The organism is Fictibacillus halophilus, from assembly GCF_016401385.1.
Taxonomy (GTDB): Bacteria; Bacillota; Bacilli; order Bacillales; family Fictibacillaceae; genus Fictibacillus; species Fictibacillus halophilus.
The window spans coordinates 1,783,304-1,804,180 of sequence record NZ_JAEACF010000001.1 but is presented as its reverse complement, the minus strand read 5'-3'; the positions used below and the strand labels follow the sequence as shown (position 1 = coordinate 1,804,180).

Here is a 20,877-nt window from a genome sequence, read left to right as displayed (position 1 = left end):
ATGATACGCACAATCCTAATTGTACTGTTGTTCGTTGCTGTAGCAGGAACAGGCTATTGGGGCTACAGTGAACATCAAGAAAAAAATGCTGTACTTCTTCAAGCTGAAAACAACTATCAACGGGCTTTTCATGATTTGAACTTCCATATGGATTCTCTTCATGACAAGATTGGCGAAACGATCGCTATGAATACACGAAATCAGCTATCTCCAGCTTTAGCTCAAGTTTGGAGACTAACATCAGAGGCTCATAATGATGTAGGCCAACTGCCTTTAGCGCTTCTACCATTTAACAAAACGGAAGAATTTTTAACAAAGATGGGTGAATTTAGTTATCGAGCAGCAGTTCGTGATCTAGATAAGAATCCGCTTAGTGATAAAGAATACAATACGTTAAAAGAGTTGTACGCAAATTCAACAGAAATTCAAAACGAGTTAAGAAAAACAGAATCATTAGCACAAAAGAACAACTTGCGTTGGATGGATGTCGAGATGGCTCTAGCTACAAACAAGCAGCCAGAAGACAACACGATCATTGACGGATTTAAGACCGTTGATAAATCGGTCGAAGGGTATTCAGATGTAGACTTTGGAACAGAAGTATCCAACATGGAGAAAATGAAAGACCGTGATCTCAGTCAGTTAAAAGGTAAAAAGATTACAAAAGAAGAAGCTAAAAAGATTGCGATCGACTTTTTTCAATTAAAGAAAAACGTTAAGATTACAGTTGAAAGCACTGGAAAAGATGCAAAGTATGACGCTTACTCACTAACGCTATATAACCCAGATACTAAAGGAACAACATACATGGATCTTACAAAAAAGGGGGGATATCCACTGTATGTACTTTACGATCGTAACGTCGGGAAACCAAAAATCTCACTGAATGAAGCGATGCTTCAAGCTGATGACTTTCTAAAGAAACATATGGAAAGTCAAATGGAGATGGTAACAAGTGACCAATACGATAACATCGGGGTGTTCACTTATGCTCGACTAGACGATGGTGTAAGGATCTATCCTGAGACCGTGTCTGTAAAAGTAGCATTAGATAATGGAGACATCATGGGGTATGAAGGTACAGACTTCCTTCTAGCACACGTAGACGATAGAACGCCTACATTTAAGATCTCAGAACAAGAAGCAAGAACAAACCTTAACCCTAAGTTCCAAGTAAAAGAAACAAGTAAAGCATTGATTCGAAACGATATAAACGAAGAAGTGTATTGTTACGAATTCCTAGGAATTCTAGGTAACGATACGTTCCGCGTCTTCATTAACGCAGAGAACGGAAATGAAGAAGAAGTAAGAAAGCTTAAAGAAGCAGAGCCGTCTTATAACGACATCTAAAAGTAATCTTTTCTAGAAGGTGCTGAATTAAATTACAAGCAAAAGCAAAATTTCGTAACTTGAAATTTTGCTTTTTCTTTTATTTTGAAACTGTCATAATAAGGTAGATAGACAAGAAAGCATTATTTGGGGGAAGTTTGATGATAACAGTGGGTGAACCGTTATATTTAGAACCGTTGTTTTCCGACAAAAAAGATAAATATCGCTGCAAAGTGTTTGATGTAAAAGAGGATCATCTTTATATCGATTATCCCAGCAACGAAAAAACAAATCGCACAGAATATTTTTTTGATGGAACACAGTTTAAAGCTTCTTTTGTGGATAAAGAGAGGAATGTTTATACGTTTCGAACCGAGCTTTTAGGAAGAAAGATCGAAAACATTCCAGTATTGATGATCACCTCTCCAAAAGAAGAAGAGATACAAAAGATTCAGCGAAGAGAATATGTAAGGGTAGAAACGATGATCGATACATCGGTTGTTAACCAAAATGATGCGTATCCACCTTTTAACTCTGTGATCCTCGATCTAAGTGCAGGAGGGATGCTTCTTTCACTTCCAATAGTTCATTCCGTCAAGAGTGAAGATCAATTGAACTGTCTTGTTGTTTTTCCTATGCAATCTGGAGAAAAACTGTATTTGGACCTAGACTGCACAGTTTTAAGAGTATTCGACGGCCAAGCGGGTGGGCGACAAAAAGCTTCACTTCAATTCGGGAAACTCGCACAAAGAGATCGTCAGCATATCATCCGATTCTGCTTTGAACAACAGCTTCTTATGAAGAAGAAAGAGAGCGTGAGTCTATAGAATTGCATAGTTTTCTTCTTATTGGGAAAAATACTCCCGAAAAGAAGGTGGCGTATTCATGAAACGATTTGAACGAATATTAATTCAGCTTGCCGTTGTTCATTTTATTTTACTGGTTGCCGCGCAGTTTCTACTTGAGATTCCTTCCTTTAAGTTATATACAAATAAGAGTATCTATTACGAAGGAGTCATCAAAAGTGACAAACAACCGACTTTGGAAACAATAGACCGTTAAACACCATGTATGGTAATATACATATAGATTAAGTCTGATAAATTCAGATTTATACACAGAAAAAAGCAGGGGATACTCACCTGCTTTTTATTGCTATGTATGCATTGTCATAGGTATGGGGTAGGAGGAAACATGAAAAAATTATTATCAATCGCCATTGATGGCCCGGCTGGAGCAGGAAAAAGTACGGTAGCCAAACAAGTAGCTGAACGTCTTTCATTCATTTATATTGACACGGGTGCCATGTATAGGGCATTAACATATAAAGCTCTTTTAAAAGGAGCAGATCTTAATGATGGACGAGAACTTGAAATCGTTTTGAATGATACAGATATTAAATTAGTGATCACGGATGGAGGACAAGCTGTTCTTCTTGATGGAAAAGATGTCTCAGAAGAGATCAGAACAAGTGAAGTAACGAATAATGTATCTTTTGTTGCCAGACAGCAAGAAGTACGTACTGAAATGGTGAAAAGACAACAACTCTTAGCTGAATCTGGGGGAGTTGTCATGGATGGCCGTGATATTGGGACACATGTTATGCCAAACGCAGAGCTGAAAATTTTCTTGATCGCTTCGGTAGAAGAAAGAGCTCGCAGACGCTATGAAGAAAATTTAACAAAAGGGTTCGAAGCAGATTTTGAACTTTTAAAAAGTGAGATTGCGTTAAGAGATAAGCGCGACAGCGAAAGAGAAGTAGCTCCATTAAGAAAAGCAGAAGATGCTATCGAACTGGACACAACAAGTATGACGATCGACGAGGTAGTTTCAAGCATTCTTCATTATGCAAAAGAAAGGGCTTTGTAAAATGATGCTTTATTCTTTCGGTAAATGGCTATGTGGGACGTATTTCAAAGGAACATATAAGCCAGAAATCGTTGGAGCAGAAAACATGCCGAAAACTGGTGGCGTGCTTTTATGCACCAACCATATCCATAACTACGATCCCCCTCTTGTTGGGGTAGCTTCACCACGAGATGTGCATTTTATGGCTAAAGCAGAGCTCTTTTCTGTACCGGTTTTAAAACATATTCTCCCAAAGATCAACGCGTTTCCTGTTAAACGTGGGATGAGTGACAAAACAGCTTTAAAAACAGGAATGAATCTTTTAAAAGAGGGAAAAGTTGTTGGGTTGTTTCCAGAAGGAACCCGCTCAAAGACAGGAGAAATCGGAGAAGGCCTAGCAGGAGCAGGCTTCTTTGCCCTTAAATCAGATGCTCACATCGTTCCATGTGCGATCGTTGGAGAATATCAAAAAGGAAAAAAACTGAAAGTCGTATTCGGCAAACCGATCGACTTTACACATTTTCGGGAGCAAAAAGCTTCCGCAAAAGAAGCGACAGAGCTTATAATGAAACATATAGCTCAGTTAAAAAAAGAGCATGAATAACTGAATTTCTGTTTTTATCTTTAAAGAATTTACTTTTGAGTTTTTTTTCAAAGGCATCATTGATAAATTGATTGTAGCGTAAGGTGCGAGACTCCTGCGGGATCAGTGGGACAGGTGAGACTCTTAACAGCGCATAGCGCTAAGCGGCTCACCGCACACCCCGCGGAAAGCGAGCATCCTGTAGCGCAAATCAATCACTTTCAGAGGTCTGCATCTTTGCAAAAACAACTCCATGATCGATGTTAATGTTCTTTCATACCGAAAGTTCAATAAATTACTTTTCTAATTTTTGAGGAGGTCACGAACATGACAGACGAAATGAGCACAAGTTTAACAAATGCTTCTATGGCTGAAAAAGGTGAAATCATTAAAGGTACTGTACTAAAAGTGGAAGACAAGCACGCGTTAGTGGATATCAGCGCTAAGCAAGACGCGTTTTTACCGATTAATGAAGTTTCAAGTCTTTTCATTGAAAAGGTAAGTGACGTGTTGAATGAAGGAGATCAGATCACGGTTAAAGTACTTTCTCATACGGAGGACAAGCTTCTCGTTTCTAAGAAAGCAGTGGACACTGAAAAATCATGGAGCGAACTAGAAGAAAAGTTTGATTCTAAAGAAACGTTTGAAGTCGTTGTTCATGACGTAGTAAAAGGTGGACTTGTGGTAGACCTTGGCGTGCGAGCGTTCATTCCAGCTTCGATGGTCGAGTCTCACTTTGTTGAAGATTTTTCCGATTATAAAGGAAAATCACTTTCTGTTAAAATCGTAGAGCTAGATGCAGAGAAAGGTCGCGTAATCTTATCTCATCGAGCTGTGACAGAAGAAGCAGCGGTAGCAAAGAAACAAGAAATCTTAGACCGTTTGGCACCAGGCGAAATCATTGAAGGTAAAGTACAGCGTTTGACAGACTTTGGTGCTTTCGTAGATATCGGTGGTGTTGATGGATTAGTCCATGTTTCACAGCTATCTCATAACCGTGTTGATAACCCTTCAGAGGTTCTTAGCGAAGGTGAGACTGTGAAAGTAAAAGTTCTCTCTGTTGACCGCGATAATGACAGAATTTCATTGTCGATAAAAGAAACACAGCCTGGACCTTGGGAAGAAGCTAGTTCTTCCATTCAAGCTGGAAGTGTTATTGAAGGTACTGTAAAGCGCATCGTAACGTTTGGTGCATTCGTAGAAGTAGCACCTGGCATCGAAGGCTTAGTTCATATTTCAGAATTAGCGAACCGTCACATCGGAAATCCAAGTGAGGTTGTGAAAGAAGGTCAGCAAGTTTCTGTAAAAGTGCTTGAAGTGAACAGTCAAGATAAGCGTATGAGCTTAAGCATGAAAGCTGTTCAAGATGAAAAGGAAAAAGCGAACCTTAAAGAAAACCTTCCTAAAGAAGAAAAAGGATTTTCATTAGCAGATATGATCGGTGATCAGCTAAAAGGTTACAAATAATACCCGATTATTTACAGCTCTCGATAATTTCATCGAGAGCTGTTTTTTCTTGCGGTTAGAAGGGGACAGAATGTGGCAATAATGCTATCGAGGTGAAAGAGATGAACGATGGCATACTTTTTTATTGGTTCATGTGGATGGGCTGGATTGTTACGACCTTTCTCATTCCTAAAGGGAAGCTAAGAAATCAATGTGTTTTTATAACATTGTTCGGAATAATATTGTCGAGTATCAACATCCATTTTTCTATAGGAAGCCTAAATGCTGCATTTGTGTTCTTTTTACTGATCGGTTTTATCCGTGTGATCAACAACAGTCATCAGCTCTTTTTTTTCGTTACTAGCAGTTTTATAGTGGCTACAGCTTATGTTTCTGTCGAGCTTTTTGCTCTATATGATCCCGCTAAACTGTTCGTGAACAAGAAAGTAATGATCCTCGTATTACTAACCTCTTTAGTAATTACGTTAGCAGGATCTAAGAAAGATCACTTTAGTCTGATTGCAATAGGTCTTTTTATTGGTGATGCTGCATATCAGTTCATCATTCTTAGGCTCGCTGGCAAAGTTGAGATTGGTTCTTTATATGTGATGGATTTGTTCGCCTCAACTTCTATGATGCTCTTATTTATGGTAGTATTGGTAGATATGTTCAAAAAAATAAGACGAACAGCTTTTAAAAGGGTTACTTCAGCCAAACAGATTTAGAAGAGAATCAGTTGTCTAAACCATAAGTAATTTGCTAAAATAAGTGGACTTGTCTAATTACAAGAAAATGATAGAGCATATAAAAAAAGAAAATTTGATGATTGACTTGATCAGGAAAAAAGGGAAGTGTCTACATGACGAAACCAGTTTTAGCCATAGTAGGAAGACCGAACGTAGGGAAATCTACTATTTTTAACAGAATTGCCGGAGATCGTATCTCGATCGTAGAAGATATGCCAGGTGTAACGCGTGACCGTATTTATAGCTCTGCTGAGTGGTTGAACACGGAATTCAACTTAATTGACACGGGCGGTATTGAAATTAGCGATGCACCATTTATGAGTCAGATGAAAGAACAAGCAGAACTGGCTATTGAAGAAGCAGATGTTATTTTATTCCTCGTAGATGGAATGAACGGAATTACAGCTGCTGATGAAGAAGTAGCTAAGATGTTGTTTCGATCTAAAAAGCCTGTCGTACTAGGTGTAAATAAGATCGATAACCCGGAACGTAAAGAACTGTTGTATGAGTTCTATAGCTTAGGAATGGGCGAACCGATCGGTGTATCTGGTACACATGGTATCGGTCTTGGAGATCTTTTAGATCAAGTAGTAAGTCATTTTCCTGAAACGGTTGCTGAGGAAAAAGAAGACGACACGATCTACTTCTCTTTGATTGGACGACCTAACGTAGGGAAATCTTCTCTTGTGAATGCCATCTTAGGTAAAGAACGAGTTATTGTTAGTAATATTGCTGGAACAACGAGAGACGCGATTGATTCAAGTTTTGAGCGTGAAGATCAGAAGTATGTAATCATCGATACGGCTGGTATGAGAAAGCGCGGAAAAGTTTATGAGACAACTGAGAAATATAGTGTCATGCGTGCGATGAAAGCGATCGAACGTTCCGATGTTGTCCTTATGGTCATTGACGCTGAAGAAGGGATCATCGAACAAGATAAGAAAGTAGCTGGATTTGCACACGAAGCAGGTAAAGCGGTAGTGATCGTCGTAAACAAATGGGATGCTGTTGAAAAAGACGATAAGACGATGCAAAAGTTCGAACAGAAGATTCGTGACCACTTCTTGTATCTGTCTTATGCGCCGATCGTATTCGTATCTGCAAAAACGAAGCAGCGTCTTCATCAGTTGTATCCTGTAATCAATCAGGTCGCGGAGAATCACTCGCTTCGTGTTCAAACGAACATCTTGAATGAAGTGATCATGGATGCTGTAGCTATGAACCCAGCACCGATGGATAACGGTAAAAGACTTAAAATCAACTATGCGACACAAGTGGCTTCAAAACCACCGACGTTCGTTATCTTTGTTAATGATCCTGAACTTTTCCACTTCTCCTATAAACGTTTCCTCGAGAACCGTATTCGTGAAACGTTTGGCTTTGTTGGAACGCCTATCAAAATCTTTGCTAGAAAGAAAAACGATTAATTTTTCATGATGACGATCGTACTCTTCGTTATTTCTTACTTGATCGGAAGTATTAGTTTCAGTTATTTGCTGACTAAAGTATTGAGAAATGAAGACATAAGAAATCATGGAAGTGGTAACGCAGGTGCTACAAATACGCTAAGAGTGTTAGGGAAAAAGCCGGCGATCGCGGTATTGCTCTTAGACTGCTTGAAGGGTATTTTGGTTGTGTTAGTTGCTTTATGGTTAACTGATTCTTCCTTAATCGCAGTTCTATGCGGTCTAATAGCCGTAATCGGTCACAACTATCCCGTCTTTTATGGATTTAAAGGCGGGAAAGGAGTGGCAACAGCGATTGGTGTTTTTGCTGCAATTGCATTCTTGCCATCACTCATAGCAGGTGTTATCGCTATCATAACCATTTGGGTATCCAGATTTGTTTCATTAGGTTCTATTGTTTTTTTAATTCTTACTCCCTTTTTTATGTTGTACCAATTTAATCTTCCTCTTGAAGCAGTATGGGCTAGCTTTGTTCTTTCAATTGTTTCAATTTGGAAGCATCGAGGAAATATAGCAAGGATCTGGAGCGGGAATGAACGTAAAATTTAATAGTGGAGTGTGACATGTATGGATAATGTTGCTGTTTTAGGTGCTGGAAGTTGGGGTACTGCTCTCGCCATCGTTTTGGCTGACAACGGTCATAACGTTTCCCTATGGGGTCGTAGAGAGGACCAGGTCAACGAGATCAACAACAATCATAAGAATGAAAAATATTTGCCTGGAGTTGTGCTCCCTGAAAACATACAAGCAACAACGCAGTTGAACGAATGTGTGAAGAAAGCGGACACGATCGTACTCGTCACGCCAACAAAAGCGATGAGAGAAGTACTCGGTCAATTAAAGAACGATTTGAGTTCTCCAGTCACAATTGTTCATGCTTCTAAAGGCATCGAACCTGGTACATATAAGCGTATTTCTGAAATCATTGAAGAAGAGCTTCCTGAGTCTGTTTTGGATTCTGTTGTCGTGCTTTCGGGTCCGAGTCATGCGGAAGAGGTTTCTCTAAGACAGCCGACGACGGTTACGGTTTCATCCGTAAACATGAAGGCTGCTGAAAAAGTACAAGATCTTTTCATCAATCAAAATTTCCGTGTTTACACGAATCCTGATGTGGTCGGTGTTGAGCTTGGTGGTGCATTAAAAAACATCATTGCCCTAGGTGCTGGACTTTCTGATGGATTAGGCTATGGTGATAATGCAAAGGCGGCTTTAATCACAAGAGGTCTAGCTGAGATCGCTCGCCTTGGTACGCATATGGGAGCAAACCCTCTTACATTCTCTGGTCTTACAGGGATCGGAGATTTGATCGTAACGTGTACGAGTGTTCACAGCCGTAACTGGCGCGCTGGAAACATGCTTGGAAAAGGCATGAAACTTGAAGATGTTCTTGAAAATATGGGCATGGTCGTTGAAGGCGTAAGAACCACTCAAGCTGCTTACGAGTTGAGTAAGCGTGAAGAAGTGGAGATGCCGATCACACAGGTTCTATATGATGTATTGTTTAACGGCAAGGGTGCAAAGCAAGCTGTTGACGATTTGATGCAGCGTTCTCGCACACATGAAGTTGAAGATGTATCTTCTTTAAAAAGCTAAAAACACACAGTCAAATAGGCGAATGTCTAAAAAAATTTAGGCAATCGCCTTTTTTTCTTTCACGCTTCCAATCTCCCTGCATACGATAAGGGTGAAAAGGAAGTGGGAGGAGGACTTCAGGTGGAACGTGAACAACACTTTTTTGATAAAATCGAGAAGAAAACAAGTGTGAAAAAGGATGATATTTTTAAACTTGCTCAATCCGTAAGCGGGTCAAATCTTCGTGACGAGCGCACGATTCGTATGCTGATTTCCCAAGTATCTTCTATGGCTGGAGTAGCAGTTTCGAAGCAAAAGGAAGATCAGATCGTTCAAGCTGTTCTTAACAATAACATCCCTCTTGACTTGGCAACATTATCTAAAATGTTTGAAGGTAAGTAGACTACAATCTTAAAATTGTATAAAGTGGATAAAGCACCTAAATCATGGAAGTGTTCCTTCAGTACAGGAAGTATTTAGTCGAACACCCGGTTATGCCCGGGTGTTTTTTTGTTTGGTTTTTTAATGTTTTGAAGGTAGTTGATTTCCGTTCCAGGTTGCTCGCTTTTCGCGGGGCAGACGGTGAGCCACATTCGTACGTTCCACATATAAGTGCCTCACCTGCCCACTTCACACAGTACGCCTACAAAAAGTGAAAAGGAAAGCCACTGCTTCCAAGACCAACAATAACGTCAAAGATAGCTGTCTTTTCAGGCAATATCTTGTGAATCGTGAGTCTATTATTAATAAACAAGCTTAGACTTTTTAAAAAATTCCAACTCTGAAAAAGTAAAGGAAATACCAAGAATTATGCTATAATGTACGCTGTGGACAAGGAGGATACATATGAGTGAAGGTTTGTTAAAAATGTGGGTGGCACTATCAGCCATCGGTTTAATGTTTGTTGCTGTTTTCTCTATCATGTTTAGTCGAGCGAAATTAACTGGAATTTTTCAGACGGTCGTTTCACTATTCGCCTGGATCTGCATGATCATTGCAGGTATTCTAATCATCATCGTTGTGTTCAGCGGACCTGTACAAGGGTAAAGGAGGAAGTCTATATGTCTAAAAAATGGTGGATTCCTTTATGTTTAATTTTATTTACGCTTTCAGGATGTTTATATCCGGAAGAAAGAAAAACACAAAATCGAGTTCCTTATCAAGATCAGATTACAGCGGTTCAGCAAGCCGTTGAGAGCTTTCAAAAAGATACGGGTGTTTTGCCGATCAAGACAAAAGAGGCAGATACAGATATCTATCAAAAATACCTGATTGACTTTAATAAACTAGTTCCAAAATATATGCAAGAACCTCCAGGCAATGCTTTTGAGAAGGGTGGAACCTTTCAGTACGTATTGATTGATGTAGAGACAAAGCCGACAGTCAAGCTTGCAGACCTTGTTTTAACAGATAAGGTTCAAGATATTCAGGTTGCTTTAAATATCTATATGGCTGAACACGACTACCCGCCGTTTAAAAAGATAGAAGCGCAAGGCAGGCACACTCTTGATTTTAAGAAATTAGGTTTTAAGGAAGATCCATACGTCACAAGTCCTTTTACTGGCAAGAGACTGCCGTTTATGGTCAATGGTGATGCAAAGATTTTTATAGATTACAGAAAAGATTTAAATGAAGCGATCACAAGCTACCAGAATGATTTAGATAAACACGAAGACATACGCCACTTATTAGCGGTTCATTCGTTTTTTGTGCCTGTCTATTCCGTTCCTTATACAGTTGAAAATAATAAACCTATTTTTTTAATAAAATAGGCATGAACTCTCCCTTTTTCTAATACATTCATAGAAAAGGCGGAGAGATTTTTTTTGGAAATCCTTTTAACGAAACAAGCTTTATAGTTTCATCGGTAGGCACTCTAGTGCGCCCTCCCGTTTTTATGGAACTATACAACCGAGAAAAGCGAGGATCCAATAAAAATTTCCGTTCCTTTGTCATAATCAATAGGACAAAATCATACGATGTATTGTCCAAGACTAGCATCCGGAACTTTATTTGGATCGGGAGGGAAACGAATGGAGAAAATCGATATTTTCAAAGATATCGCCGAACGGACAGGCGGAGATATCTACTTGGGTGTAGTAGGAGCAGTTAGAACAGGGAAGTCCACATTTATTAAGAAGTTTATGGAGCTTGTGGTGCTGCCGAACATTGATAATGAAGCAGAACGCCAACGTGCACAAGATGAATTACCGCAGAGTGCAGCTGGACGCACCATTATGACCACTGAGCCCAAATTTGTTCCAAACAATGCGGTGAAGATCAATGTAGGTGATGGGCTGGATGTTAACATACGTCTCGTTGATTCAGTAGGTTATGCGGTGCCGAGTGCAAAAGGGTACGAAGATGAAAACGGCCCAAGAATGATTCATACGCCTTGGTACGATGAGCCGATTCCGTTTCATGAAGCGGCAGAAATCGGAACTCGAAAAGTCATTCAAGAGCATTCCACACTCGGCGTAGTGGTTACGACGGATGGAACGATCGGTGAGATTCCAAGATATGATTATGTGGAATCAGAAGAACGAGTGGTTGAAGAGCTGAAAGAAGTTGGAAAGCCGTTTATCATGCTGATCAACTCCACACAGCCACACCATCCTGACACGCAAAGACTTCGCAACGAGCTTTGTGAAAAATATGATATCCCGGTACTCGCGATGAGTGTTGAAGCGATGACGGAGCATGATATTAACAACGTGTTAAGAGAAGCGTTATATGAGTTTCCGGTGCTTGAGGTCAATGTTAACCTTCCTAGCTGGGTAATGGTCCTTCGTGAGAACCATTGGCTGCGTGAAAGCTATGAAGAAGCGGTAAGAGAAACGGTTCAAGACATCAAACGTCTTCGAGATGTTGATAAGGTTGTAGGATTCTTCGCTGATTATGATTTTATCGATGACGCAAGACTCGCAGGAATCGAAATGGGTCAAGGGATCGCTGAGATCGACTTGTTCGCACCAGATTACCTGTACGATCAGATTTTAAAAGAAGTGGTTGGCGTTGAGATTCGTGGAAAAGACCACCTGCTTCAGCTGATGCAAGAATTTGCATACGCTAAAACGGAATATGATCAAGTGGCAGATGCGCTGAGAATGGTTAAGCAAACTGGGTATGGAATCGCAGCACCAGCCATTACCGATATGAGCCTAGATGAGCCTGAGATCATCCGTCAAGGATCTCGATTCGGTGTAAGACTGAAGGCGATCGCACCTTCCATTCATATGATTAAAGTAGATGTGGAATCAGAGTTCGCTCCGATTATCGGTACGGAAAAACAAAGTGAAGAGATGCTGAGATACTTGATGCAAGACTTTGAAGAAGATCCGCTATCAATCTGGAATTCTGATATCTTTGGAAGATCGCTAAACTCTATCGTAAGAGAAGGAATTCAAGGGAAGATATCACTAATGCCAGAGAATGCAAGATATAAATTAAAAGAGACATTAGAACGTATTATTAATGAAGGTTCAGGCGGTTTGATTGCCATTATTTTATAACTTAGGGACTCCTATAAACAGGAGTCTTTTTTTTGTTTTTCTAGAACAAATGACCTGTGTTAAGGGAGTGACTTTATTACCTCGAGGAGGAGGATTTTTTGTAAAAAAAGGTCAAAAAATAAGGAATTTTAAGGGTTGAATAGCGAAAAACACCTAAAAAAGATTGAATTTCTGTATGTAATCGTATAATATAAGGCTTGTCACAGATATAATTAGTAAAATCTTGTATATTACATAAATGAAGGAATCTTGATTCAAAAGCTAAAATGATGGTGAATCGTACCTTGAGAGGAGGTGAATGGAATGAACAAGACTGATCTAATCAATGCAGTATCTGAGCAAGCTGAGCTTTCTAAGAAGGATGCATCTAAAGCAGTTGACGCTGTTTTCGAAGCAATCACTGGTACTCTACAAAGCGGTGATAAGGTTCAACTTATCGGATTTGGTAACTTTGAAGTTCGTGAGCGTGCAGCTCGTAAAGGCCGCAACCCACAAACTGGTCAAGAGATCGAGATCTCTGCTAGCAAAGTTCCTGCTTTCAAACCAGGGAAAGCCCTTAAGGACGCTGTTAAATAAATGATACATAGGGCAACTTAAAAAGACCGTGAATCGTTCACGGTCTTTTTTTATATGGAATTGAAGAAGGAAACGATATATCGGCAAGAATGAGATTATATCGGCAAGATTTTGATTTTATCGGCAACAATCAAAATATATCGGTGAAAATCCAATTTTATCGGCAACTCAAATTATGACTCGCCAGATCCGCTTCTCACATGGCGTAAGGGTTTTCTCCTTTTGCTATTCTTTCTTCATTATGCTAAAATTTTTCTATTGTGTTAATGGAATTGGAGGACAACCGGCGTGGCAGAAGTTCAAAAAGAAAAAATTGAGTTAGCTGTAAAAATGATATTAGAAGCGATAGGTGAAGACCCTGAGCGAGAGGGTTTAATAGATACACCAAAACGTGTTGCAAAAATGTATGAAGAAGTATTTCAAGGATTGAATCAAGATCCAAAAGAGCACTTTGCTACTATTTTTGGAGAAGATCATGAAGAACTAGTGCTTGTAAAAGACATTCCTTTCTATTCAATGTGTGAGCATCATCTTGTACCTTTCTTCGGAAAAGCGCATATCGGATACATACCTAAAGGAGGAAAAGTAACAGGATTGAGCAAGCTTGCTAGAGCTGTGGAAGCTGTTACAAAACGACCTCAACTGCAAGAAAGAATCACTTCGACGATTGCGAACAGCTTGCTCGAGACTTTAGAGCCTCATGGTGTGATCGTTGTTATAGAAGCAGAACATATGTGCATGACGATGCGTGGTGTGAAAAAACCGGGCTCAATGACGGTTACTTCAGCAGTGCGTGGTGTTTTTGAAAAAGATCCTGCTGCTCGTGCAGAAGTACTAAGTTTAATCAGAAACTAAGGAGGTAACTTCATGAAATCAGAATTAGATTTTTTCGTAATCAAAGCGAAAGAGAACGGTGTAAACGTGATCGGCTTAACTCGTGGTACAGAAACTAGATTTCACCATTCTGAAAAGCTTGATAAAGGCGAAGTGATGATCGCTCAGTTCACAGAGCATACTTCAGCTGTAAAAGTTAGAGGAAAAGCAGTGATCTACACGAAACACGGAGAAGTAGATACAGAATCGTAAGGAATGATTTCGGCGGTATAGGTGCCAAAAAGCTGGGCTAAAGATAAGCCTAGTTTTCTTTATGTCTTTTAAAGAGGTTGAATCCTAATAATTTTGGCGACTATGTTATAATAAGAAAGCACAATTTTGCTGTGTCATTGGAGGGATTTGATGAACACCATGGAACAAATTCAACGCTTAAAACAGCATACACTTTTATTGATGCAGCACGGTTATGTGGATCGATTTCTTCAACCTCCAGTCTTTAATGAATCCAAAGTATTCATCACATACTGTCTGCTGCGTGAACTTGAATTGGATGAAGCGGTAGAAGCAGAGTATTTTAGTTCGATTACTCTCATCCAATCTGCATTGGACCGTCATGATGACATTTTGGAAGAGCATATCACTGAGAATAAAAAGAAACGACAGCTTGTCGTATTATCTGGCGACTATTTTAGCAGTCTATACTACTTACTTTTATCTCACTGCGAAAATTTGGACCTGATCTCAAAGCTATCGAGTGCCGTTCAAGAAATTAATGAACAGAAAGCAGATCTGCACAATCAGAGTAAGGACAAGTTTTCGATCACAAGTGTGGATTATTTAAAAGCTATACAGAAGATCGACAGTCTTCTATTAACCAAAGCAGCTGAATCATTTGGTCTCTATACATATATACCGTTTATTGAGAGATACCTACTTGTGACACGCTATCACAGTCTTGATGCGAAAAGAAGATTAAGCGAAGAACAGTTGAACTACCTTAAGACATGCGAGACGGAACTAAAGAATAAAGAGGTTGAAATGCCACTGTTGTTTCATAGAGAAGGATACAACATGGTAGATGCTAGCAAAAATGACTTAATGTTAGGAGAGGGTTAATCCGATGTTGAGTAAAGAAGAACGGGTTCACTCTGTATTTGAAAAGATCTCTGATCAGTATGATTACATGAACGATCTGATTTCTTTTAAACAGCATAGTAAGTGGCGTAAGGATACGATGAAAAGAATGAAAGTACAGCCTGGAAACCATTGTTTAGATGTTTGTTGTGGAACAGGTGAATGGACATTCGCGCTTGCCGAAGAAGTTGGAACTGAAGGTAGAGTAGTCGGTCTAGATTTCAGTCAGAATATGCTGAATGTCGGGATCGAAAAGTTAAAAAAGCGTCAATCTCATGGAGTTAGCTTTATCCATGGAAATGCGATGGAACTTCCGTTTGAAGATAACAGCTTTGATTTTGTCACGATCGGGTTTGGTCTAAGAAACGTTCCCGATTATCTTCAGACGCTTAAAGAGATGGCACGTGTTGTAAAGCCAGGTGGTAGAGTGGTGTGCCTTGAAACTTCGCATCCGACGGTTCCTGTGTTTAAGCAGCTCTTTAAGTTTTATTTTACTTATATCATGCCTGTATTCGGTAAGCTTTTCGCTAAAAGTTATCAGGAATACGCGTGGCTTCAAGAATCAACAGAAGCTTTTTTAACAAAAGAAGAACTGAAAGAACTTTTTAAGCAAGCAGGTTTGTCAAACGTTGAGGTTAAATCGTATGCTTTAGGTGCTGCGGCCATGCATACAGGGAAAAAACAGCAATAGAAGAGAGCGTTGCAGTGTGTGGAATAAAATTAAAATAATTTTAGAAATGATAAAGTTTGAACATACCATCTTTGCTCTACCCTTTGCATTTCTTGGAGCGATCATGGGAAATCTAGTTGAAGAAGGGACAGTTCCATCCTTAATGGAATGGATTTGGATCACACTAGCTATGGTTGGCGCACGAAGTTCTGCTATGGCATTAAACCGTGCGATAGATTCAGAGATTGATGGAGCGAACCCTAGAACGAAAACAAGAGCGATACCAGCTAAGCTTTTAAAAATGGGCGAAGTATACCTTTTTATTCTCGTCTCACTAGCTTTGTTGTTCGTTAGTGCCTATCAACTAAACGCGCTATCAGTTAAGCTTTTGCCGCTCGCGGTCTTTTTTCTTGTTATCTATTCATATACAAAGCGTTTCACGTATTTGTGTCATATTGTCTTAGGGGTGACGATCGCGCTCGCACCACTTGGCGGTTGGGTTGGAGCAACAGGAACGTTAAGTCCTGAAGCCTTCTTGCTATTTATTGGCGTATTGTTTTGGACAGCAGGTTTTGACGTGATCTATGCCACACAAGATGCTGAATACGATAAGTCACACGGTCTGTATTCTATTCCATCTTCATTTGGTATCGCGAATGGTCTGATGACTGCTAGATGGCTGCATGTTGCTAGTTTCATAGCTTTTGTTTCACTTGGCGTTGTATCAGGAATGGGCTGGATCTATTATTTAGGTGTGTTCATATCGGGTGCGATCATGGTTTATGAGCATTCACTCGTTAAGCCTCATGATCTGTCTAAACTGGATGTGGCTTTCTTTACAATGAATGGTGTGTTGAGTGTGGTCATGTTTATCTTTTCTGTAGGAGATTTGTTGATATGAAAACTTTTACGATCGGAATTACAGGAGCAAGTGGAGCAGTTTACGGCGTTAGACTTGCTCAAGAGATATTAAAAAGCGGACACAAACTGCATCTTGTTGTAACAGAAGCAGGATGGCAGGTGTTTAGAGAAGAATTATTGTGGGATACAGAGGACCGTGAACGCTGTATAGAAGAGAACTTTGCTTCATACGGTAAAGAACGTTTTCATTATCACACTCTTCGTGACTTTAACGCACCGATCGCGAGTGGCTCGTATCAGAACGACGGAATGGTCATCATTCCTTGTTCGATGGGAACTCTTTCGGGAATCGCTCATGGTGCATCAGGGAACCTCTTAGAACGTACAGCGGATGTTATGCTGAAAGAGAGCAGAAAACTGATCTTAGTCCCAAGAGAAACACCACTTCATAAGATTCATCTTGAAAACATGTTAAAAGTATCAGAAGCAGGTGGAAAGATTGTTCCTGCGATGCCTGGTTTTTATCACCTGCCAAAATCGATGGATGATCTTGTGAACTTTTTGGTAGGTAAAGTACTAGATAACTTAGGCGTACATCACGAATTGTTTACACGCTGGGGAGACTGATAGACTATGAACATCGGGGAAATCAGCTACACGAACATCATACCCCTTTATTTTTATTTAGATAGAGAACGACTGATGGATCAAGGCGCGACCATAACGCAGGCGGTTCCATCAAGGGTAAACGCTTTAATGGAGAAGCAACTCGTCGATATCGGGGGCATCTCTTCGTTTTCATATGGAAAGAACGCTGAGAACTACAGCTTAGTTCCAGACCTTTCTGTTTCTTCATTTGGAAAAGTGAACTCTATCTTTCTTTTTTCAAAGTATAAGATCGAAGACTTGAACGGTAAAAGAATCGCATTAACATCTAGCTCAGAAACATCGGTCGCTCTATTGAAAATCATCCTAGATCGTTTTTATGGTGTAGAGGTTACGTACAAGATAGAAACACCGAATTTTGAAGAGATGCTGAACGCGTATGATGCATGTCTTTTAATTGGGGACGATGCGATTAGCGCTTACCGTAAACGAGGCTCTTATCACGTATATGACCTTGGGGAGATATGGTATCAACAGACAGGACTGCCGATGATCTTTGCAGTGATGGCGTATCGAAATGAAATGGAAACAGAACAAGGAGCACTTTTATCGTATGTAGGAAAAAGTATGATAGAGAGCAAAGAAAGATGTCAAAGTGAAAATTTTGTTCCAGTCATCGAACGAGTGATAGCAGAACACGGAGGCACTTTTCAGTTCTGGAATTCTTATTTTAAAGGGTTAAATTATCAATTTAGTGGCGAACATGAAAAGGGACTCAACCTTTATTTTCAGCTAGCTGTAGAGTGCGGATTGTTAAAAACAATGCCCTCTATCATTAAATATTCGTATAAGTAACGGGCGATAGGGTGAAACAAAAGTGAAGTTAAAGGACTTATACTCATTTCTAAAAAAAGACTTGCAGCAGATTGAAGATCAGCTCGTAGAATCCGTTCGTTCCGATCAGACACAGATTCATACGGCAGGAGCTGAACTTTTAAAGGCAGGGGGAAAGAGAATCCGCCCTGTATTTGTTCTGCTTTCCGCTCAGTTCGGCACGTATAACATTCAGCAAGTAAAAAAGCCGGCGGCAGCTCTTGAACTGATCCATATGGCTTCACTCGTTCATGATGATGTTGTGGATGATGCGGATATGAGACGCGGCAGAAAAACAGTAAAAGCAAAATACGATAATAAGATTGCCATGTATACAGGCGATTTTATTTTCGCATCCGCCTTAAAACTAATGACTGAGATCGAAATACCACGTGCACATCAAATTCTGGCCCAAGGCATGAAAGAGATGTGTCTTGGTGAGATCGAACAGATCAACGAACAGTATGATACAGATCAAAACATTAGAAAATACTTCAAACGGATCAAACGAAAAACCGCTCTTTTAATCGCACTGAGCTGTCAGCTGGGGGCGATTACGTCAAAAGCAGATGTCTCTCTTCAAAAGAAGCTGTATGATTTTGGTTTCTCTGTTGGAATGGCTTTTCAGATCACAGATGATATCTTAGACTTTACTGCTTCTGAAAAGCAGCTAGGTAAGCCAGCGGGCAGTGATCTGAAGCAAGGAAACCTAACATTGCCTGTTCTGTACACGATCTATCAGTATCCAGAGATGAAAGAAAAGCTGGATGCTTATTATGAAACAAGAGAGCCTGCGCAACTTGCAGAACTGCTTAAAGATATCAAAGAGTTAGGTGGAATTGATTACGCGAAGAAGATATCTGATAAATATTTGAAGCGTGCTAAATTGGCTGCCGAGTCTTTGCCTGAAACGGATGCCAGAGATAGTTTGTTAAAAGTAGCAGATTATATCGCTGGTCGAAAATTTTGAGTGATTGCTAATTTTTAAAATTTTTGGTACGATTTCTCTGGGGAACTTGTCCCACATATACATAGATGATAGGAGAGGGAATGCATGGAAAAAACGTTTTTAATGGTAAAACCTGATGGTGTTCAACGTGCGTTAATCGGAGAAATCGTATCCCGTTTTGAAAAGAAAGGTTTTCAACTTGTTGGTGCTAAACTAATGAACATTTCTGAAGATCTTGCAAAAGAACATTATGGTGAGCACAAAGAGCGTCCGTTCTTCGGCGAGCTTGTTGATTTTATTACATCTGGTCCAGTATTTGCTATGGTTTGGGAAGGCAAGGACGTTATTCTTACAGCTCGTAACATGATGGGCAAAACAAACCCATCTGAAGCTGCTCCTGGATCAATCCGCGGAGACTATGCTGTACAAGTAAGCAACAATATCATCCACGGTTCTGACTCTGCTGAAAGCGCTGTCCGTGAGATCGGTCTTTTCTTCAAAGAAGAAGAACTTGTTTCTTATGATAAAGCAGTAGCAGTTTGGATTTAATTTTATAGCAAAATGAAAGCGTTTTAACCGGCCGTTGTGCCGGTTTTTATTATTTATAGCGGTGAAATTTAACGCATTGTGAAGAAAAGTGAGTGAGATTGCTCTATTCGTTACTATATAGAAGCAGAGAAGCAGGTTTTTTGGTTGTCAGTTAAAAAAATTCGTTTTAACACCAAAATCTAGCGTCTATTATGTATTTCCTAACCTCCTACATGAAAGTTTTTGAAGTAATCCCGCAAGTTTACAAGTTAATCCGGCGAGTTTTCGCATTATATCGGCGAGTAGACATTTGAATGATGTCGAACCGATAACGCAACAATTTAGTTTTCGATCCGATACTATACATACATAGACGAAAATTTTTAATGGCACTGAATTGGAGAGAGACATATGGACCCAGACTACGAAAGCTTTAAACAGAGCATTTTTAATCAAACAGGAATAGATCTATCATTATATAAAGAAGCGCAAATGAAACGCAGACTCGTTGCTCTGAGGGACAAACGTGCTTTTACAACGTTTTCTGAATACTTTCGTGCACTCACGAAAAATCCAGAATTGCTTCTTGAGTTTTTAGACCGCATGACAATTAACGTTTCTGAATTTTACCGAAATCCTGCTCGATGGGAAGTGCTCGAAAAAAAAATCATTCCCTTGTTAACAGAAGACAGGTCATCGTTAAAAGTATGGAGCGCCGCCTGCTCTACTGGAGAAGAACCATATAGCCTATCGATGTTGTTATCAGACTACAAAAGAGGGCTATCAAGGTTTTCAATCCTTGCAACAGATCTTGATCAACAAGTGTTAGAGCAAGCTAAAAAAGGGTTTTATTTTGAAAAAGCCATTAAAGATGTGCCGAATGATAAAAAAGCACGACATACAACAAAAGAGGAACTTGGAATCCGAGTTTCAGATTCTGTTAAAAAGCACGTAACCTTTAAAAAGCAAAACTTGCTTTCCGATCGTTTTGAATCCGATTTTGATCTGATCGTTTGTCGAAATGTGATGATCTATTTTACAGAGGAAGCAAAGGCGGTACTGTATCAAAAGTTTAGCAAAGCGCTTCGAAAAGGCGGTGTCCTGTTCGTAGGAAGTACCGAACAGATCTTCAATCCTGGGTTATACGAATTGGAATCGGTGGAACCTTTCTTTTATCGTAAAATTCGTTAATAAAGTAGATGCAACCATTTAAATCTGTTGACAGATTTACAACAATGGTTTAATGTAACTGATAAGTTTAGAGCACATGTAATGGTGCACATTAGTTTAGAGTTTAGAGCATAGTTGAGACAAGTTGAGAGAGTTTGAGTGGAGCAGAGCCGA

At 39.8% G+C, this 20,877-nt stretch carries 25 protein-coding genes; all 25 read left to right on the top strand.

Annotation, left to right across the window (positions count from 1 at the left end; genetic code table 11):
• The 25 genes from ypeB (at position 1) to I5J82_RS09290 (ending at position 20,724) form a co-directional block, all read left to right on the top strand.
• Positions 1-1,350 (top strand): germination protein YpeB, encoded by a 1,350-nt coding sequence (ypeB, locus tag I5J82_RS09410; protein WP_198767648.1) that lies wholly within the window; start codon positions 1-3, stop codon positions 1,348-1,350.
• A gap of 140 nt (positions 1,351-1,490) precedes the next feature.
• Complete coding sequence (locus tag I5J82_RS09405; protein ID WP_198767647.1) at positions 1,491-2,156, top strand: flagellar brake protein; 666 nt, start codon at positions 1,491-1,493, stop codon at positions 2,154-2,156.
• A gap of 58 nt (positions 2,157-2,214) precedes the next feature.
• Positions 2,215-2,391: a DUF5359 family protein gene (locus tag I5J82_RS09400; protein WP_198767646.1), complete on the top strand. Its 177-nt coding sequence runs from the start codon at positions 2,215-2,217 to the stop codon at positions 2,389-2,391.
• A 132-nt stretch (positions 2,392-2,523) separates the two neighbouring features.
• Positions 2,524-3,198 carry a (d)CMP kinase gene (gene cmk / locus I5J82_RS09395; protein ID WP_198767645.1) on the top strand — a complete coding sequence of 225 codons (675 nt, stop codon included), beginning with the start codon at positions 2,524-2,526 and terminating at the stop codon, positions 3,196-3,198.
• A gap of 1 nt (position 3,199) precedes the next feature.
• On the top strand, positions 3,200-3,781 hold the full coding sequence (locus I5J82_RS09390; protein ID WP_198767644.1) for a lysophospholipid acyltransferase family protein: 582 nt from the start codon (positions 3,200-3,202) through the stop codon (positions 3,779-3,781).
• Positions 3,782-4,087: 306 nt separating this feature from the next.
• Positions 4,088-5,227 (top strand): 30S ribosomal protein S1, encoded by a 1,140-nt coding sequence (gene rpsA / locus I5J82_RS09385; RefSeq protein ID WP_198767643.1) that lies wholly within the window; start codon positions 4,088-4,090, stop codon positions 5,225-5,227.
• Positions 5,228-5,328: 101 nt separating this feature from the next.
• Positions 5,329-5,931, top strand: a complete 603-nt coding sequence (locus tag I5J82_RS09380; protein ID WP_198767642.1) for a YphA family membrane protein — start codon at positions 5,329-5,331, stop codon at positions 5,929-5,931.
• A gap of 134 nt (positions 5,932-6,065) precedes the next feature.
• Positions 6,066-7,379 carry a ribosome biogenesis GTPase Der gene (gene der / locus I5J82_RS09375; protein ID WP_198767641.1) on the top strand — a complete coding sequence of 438 codons (1,314 nt, stop codon included), beginning with the start codon at positions 6,066-6,068 and terminating at the stop codon, positions 7,377-7,379.
• 6 nt (positions 7,380-7,385) lie between these two features.
• Entirely contained in the window at positions 7,386-7,967 is a 582-nt protein-coding gene (plsY, locus tag I5J82_RS09370; protein ID WP_198767640.1) for a glycerol-3-phosphate 1-O-acyltransferase PlsY, read from the top strand.
• An 18-nt stretch (positions 7,968-7,985) separates the two neighbouring features.
• Entirely contained in the window at positions 7,986-9,011 is a 1,026-nt protein-coding gene (locus I5J82_RS09365) for an NAD(P)H-dependent glycerol-3-phosphate dehydrogenase (protein WP_198767639.1), read from the top strand.
• Positions 9,012-9,131: 120 nt separating this feature from the next.
• Positions 9,132-9,392, top strand: coding sequence for a stage VI sporulation protein F (locus I5J82_RS09360; protein ID WP_066395705.1), 261 nt, complete (start codon positions 9,132-9,134; stop codon positions 9,390-9,392).
• Positions 9,393-9,836: 444 nt separating this feature from the next.
• Entirely contained in the window at positions 9,837-10,037 is a 201-nt protein-coding gene (locus tag I5J82_RS09355; RefSeq protein WP_198767638.1) for a DUF2768 domain-containing protein, read from the top strand.
• 14 nt (positions 10,038-10,051) lie between these two features.
• On the top strand, positions 10,052-10,762 hold the full coding sequence (locus I5J82_RS09350; protein ID WP_198767637.1) for a hypothetical protein: 711 nt from the start codon (positions 10,052-10,054) through the stop codon (positions 10,760-10,762).
• A gap of 261 nt (positions 10,763-11,023) precedes the next feature.
• Positions 11,024-12,502, top strand: a complete 1,479-nt coding sequence (spoIVA, locus tag I5J82_RS09345; protein ID WP_137789039.1) for a stage IV sporulation protein A — start codon at positions 11,024-11,026, stop codon at positions 12,500-12,502.
• 303 nt (positions 12,503-12,805) lie between these two features.
• On the top strand, positions 12,806-13,078 hold the full coding sequence (locus tag I5J82_RS09340; protein WP_066241877.1) for an HU family DNA-binding protein: 273 nt from the start codon (positions 12,806-12,808) through the stop codon (positions 13,076-13,078).
• A 288-nt stretch (positions 13,079-13,366) separates the two neighbouring features.
• A complete protein-coding gene (folE, locus tag I5J82_RS09335) occupies positions 13,367-13,933 on the top strand; it encodes a GTP cyclohydrolase I FolE (protein WP_197130680.1) in 567 nt (188 codons plus the stop codon).
• A 12-nt stretch (positions 13,934-13,945) separates the two neighbouring features.
• Entirely contained in the window at positions 13,946-14,164 is a 219-nt protein-coding gene (gene mtrB / locus I5J82_RS09330) for a trp RNA-binding attenuation protein MtrB (RefSeq protein ID WP_198767636.1), read from the top strand.
• A 150-nt stretch (positions 14,165-14,314) separates the two neighbouring features.
• Positions 14,315-15,028 (top strand): heptaprenyl diphosphate synthase component 1, encoded by a 714-nt coding sequence (locus tag I5J82_RS09325; protein WP_198767635.1) that lies wholly within the window; start codon positions 14,315-14,317, stop codon positions 15,026-15,028.
• Positions 15,029-15,032: 4 nt separating this feature from the next.
• A complete protein-coding gene (locus I5J82_RS09320; RefSeq protein WP_198767634.1) occupies positions 15,033-15,737 on the top strand; it encodes a demethylmenaquinone methyltransferase in 705 nt (234 codons plus the stop codon).
• Between the two features lie 46 nt (positions 15,738-15,783).
• Complete coding sequence (locus tag I5J82_RS09315; RefSeq protein ID WP_233096606.1) at positions 15,784-16,617, top strand: UbiA-like polyprenyltransferase; 834 nt, start codon at positions 15,784-15,786, stop codon at positions 16,615-16,617.
• Positions 16,614-17,204, top strand: coding sequence for a UbiX family flavin prenyltransferase (locus tag I5J82_RS09310; protein ID WP_198767632.1), 591 nt, complete (start codon positions 16,614-16,616; stop codon positions 17,202-17,204). Before I5J82_RS09315 ends, I5J82_RS09310 begins: the two co-directional genes overlap by 4 nt.
• Positions 17,205-17,210: 6 nt before the next feature.
• Complete coding sequence (locus tag I5J82_RS09305; RefSeq protein WP_198767631.1) at positions 17,211-18,038, top strand: menaquinone biosynthetic enzyme MqnA/MqnD family protein; 828 nt, start codon at positions 17,211-17,213, stop codon at positions 18,036-18,038.
• A gap of 22 nt (positions 18,039-18,060) precedes the next feature.
• Positions 18,061-19,026, top strand: coding sequence for a polyprenyl synthetase family protein (locus I5J82_RS09300; protein ID WP_198767630.1), 966 nt, complete (start codon positions 18,061-18,063; stop codon positions 19,024-19,026).
• Between the two features lie 84 nt (positions 19,027-19,110).
• Positions 19,111-19,554: a nucleoside-diphosphate kinase gene (ndk, locus tag I5J82_RS09295; protein WP_066395665.1), complete on the top strand. Its 444-nt coding sequence runs from the start codon at positions 19,111-19,113 to the stop codon at positions 19,552-19,554.
• A gap of 390 nt (positions 19,555-19,944) precedes the next feature.
• A complete protein-coding gene (locus tag I5J82_RS09290) occupies positions 19,945-20,724 on the top strand; it encodes a CheR family methyltransferase (RefSeq protein ID WP_198767629.1) in 780 nt (259 codons plus the stop codon).
• Positions 20,725-20,877 lie beyond the last annotated feature (153 nt).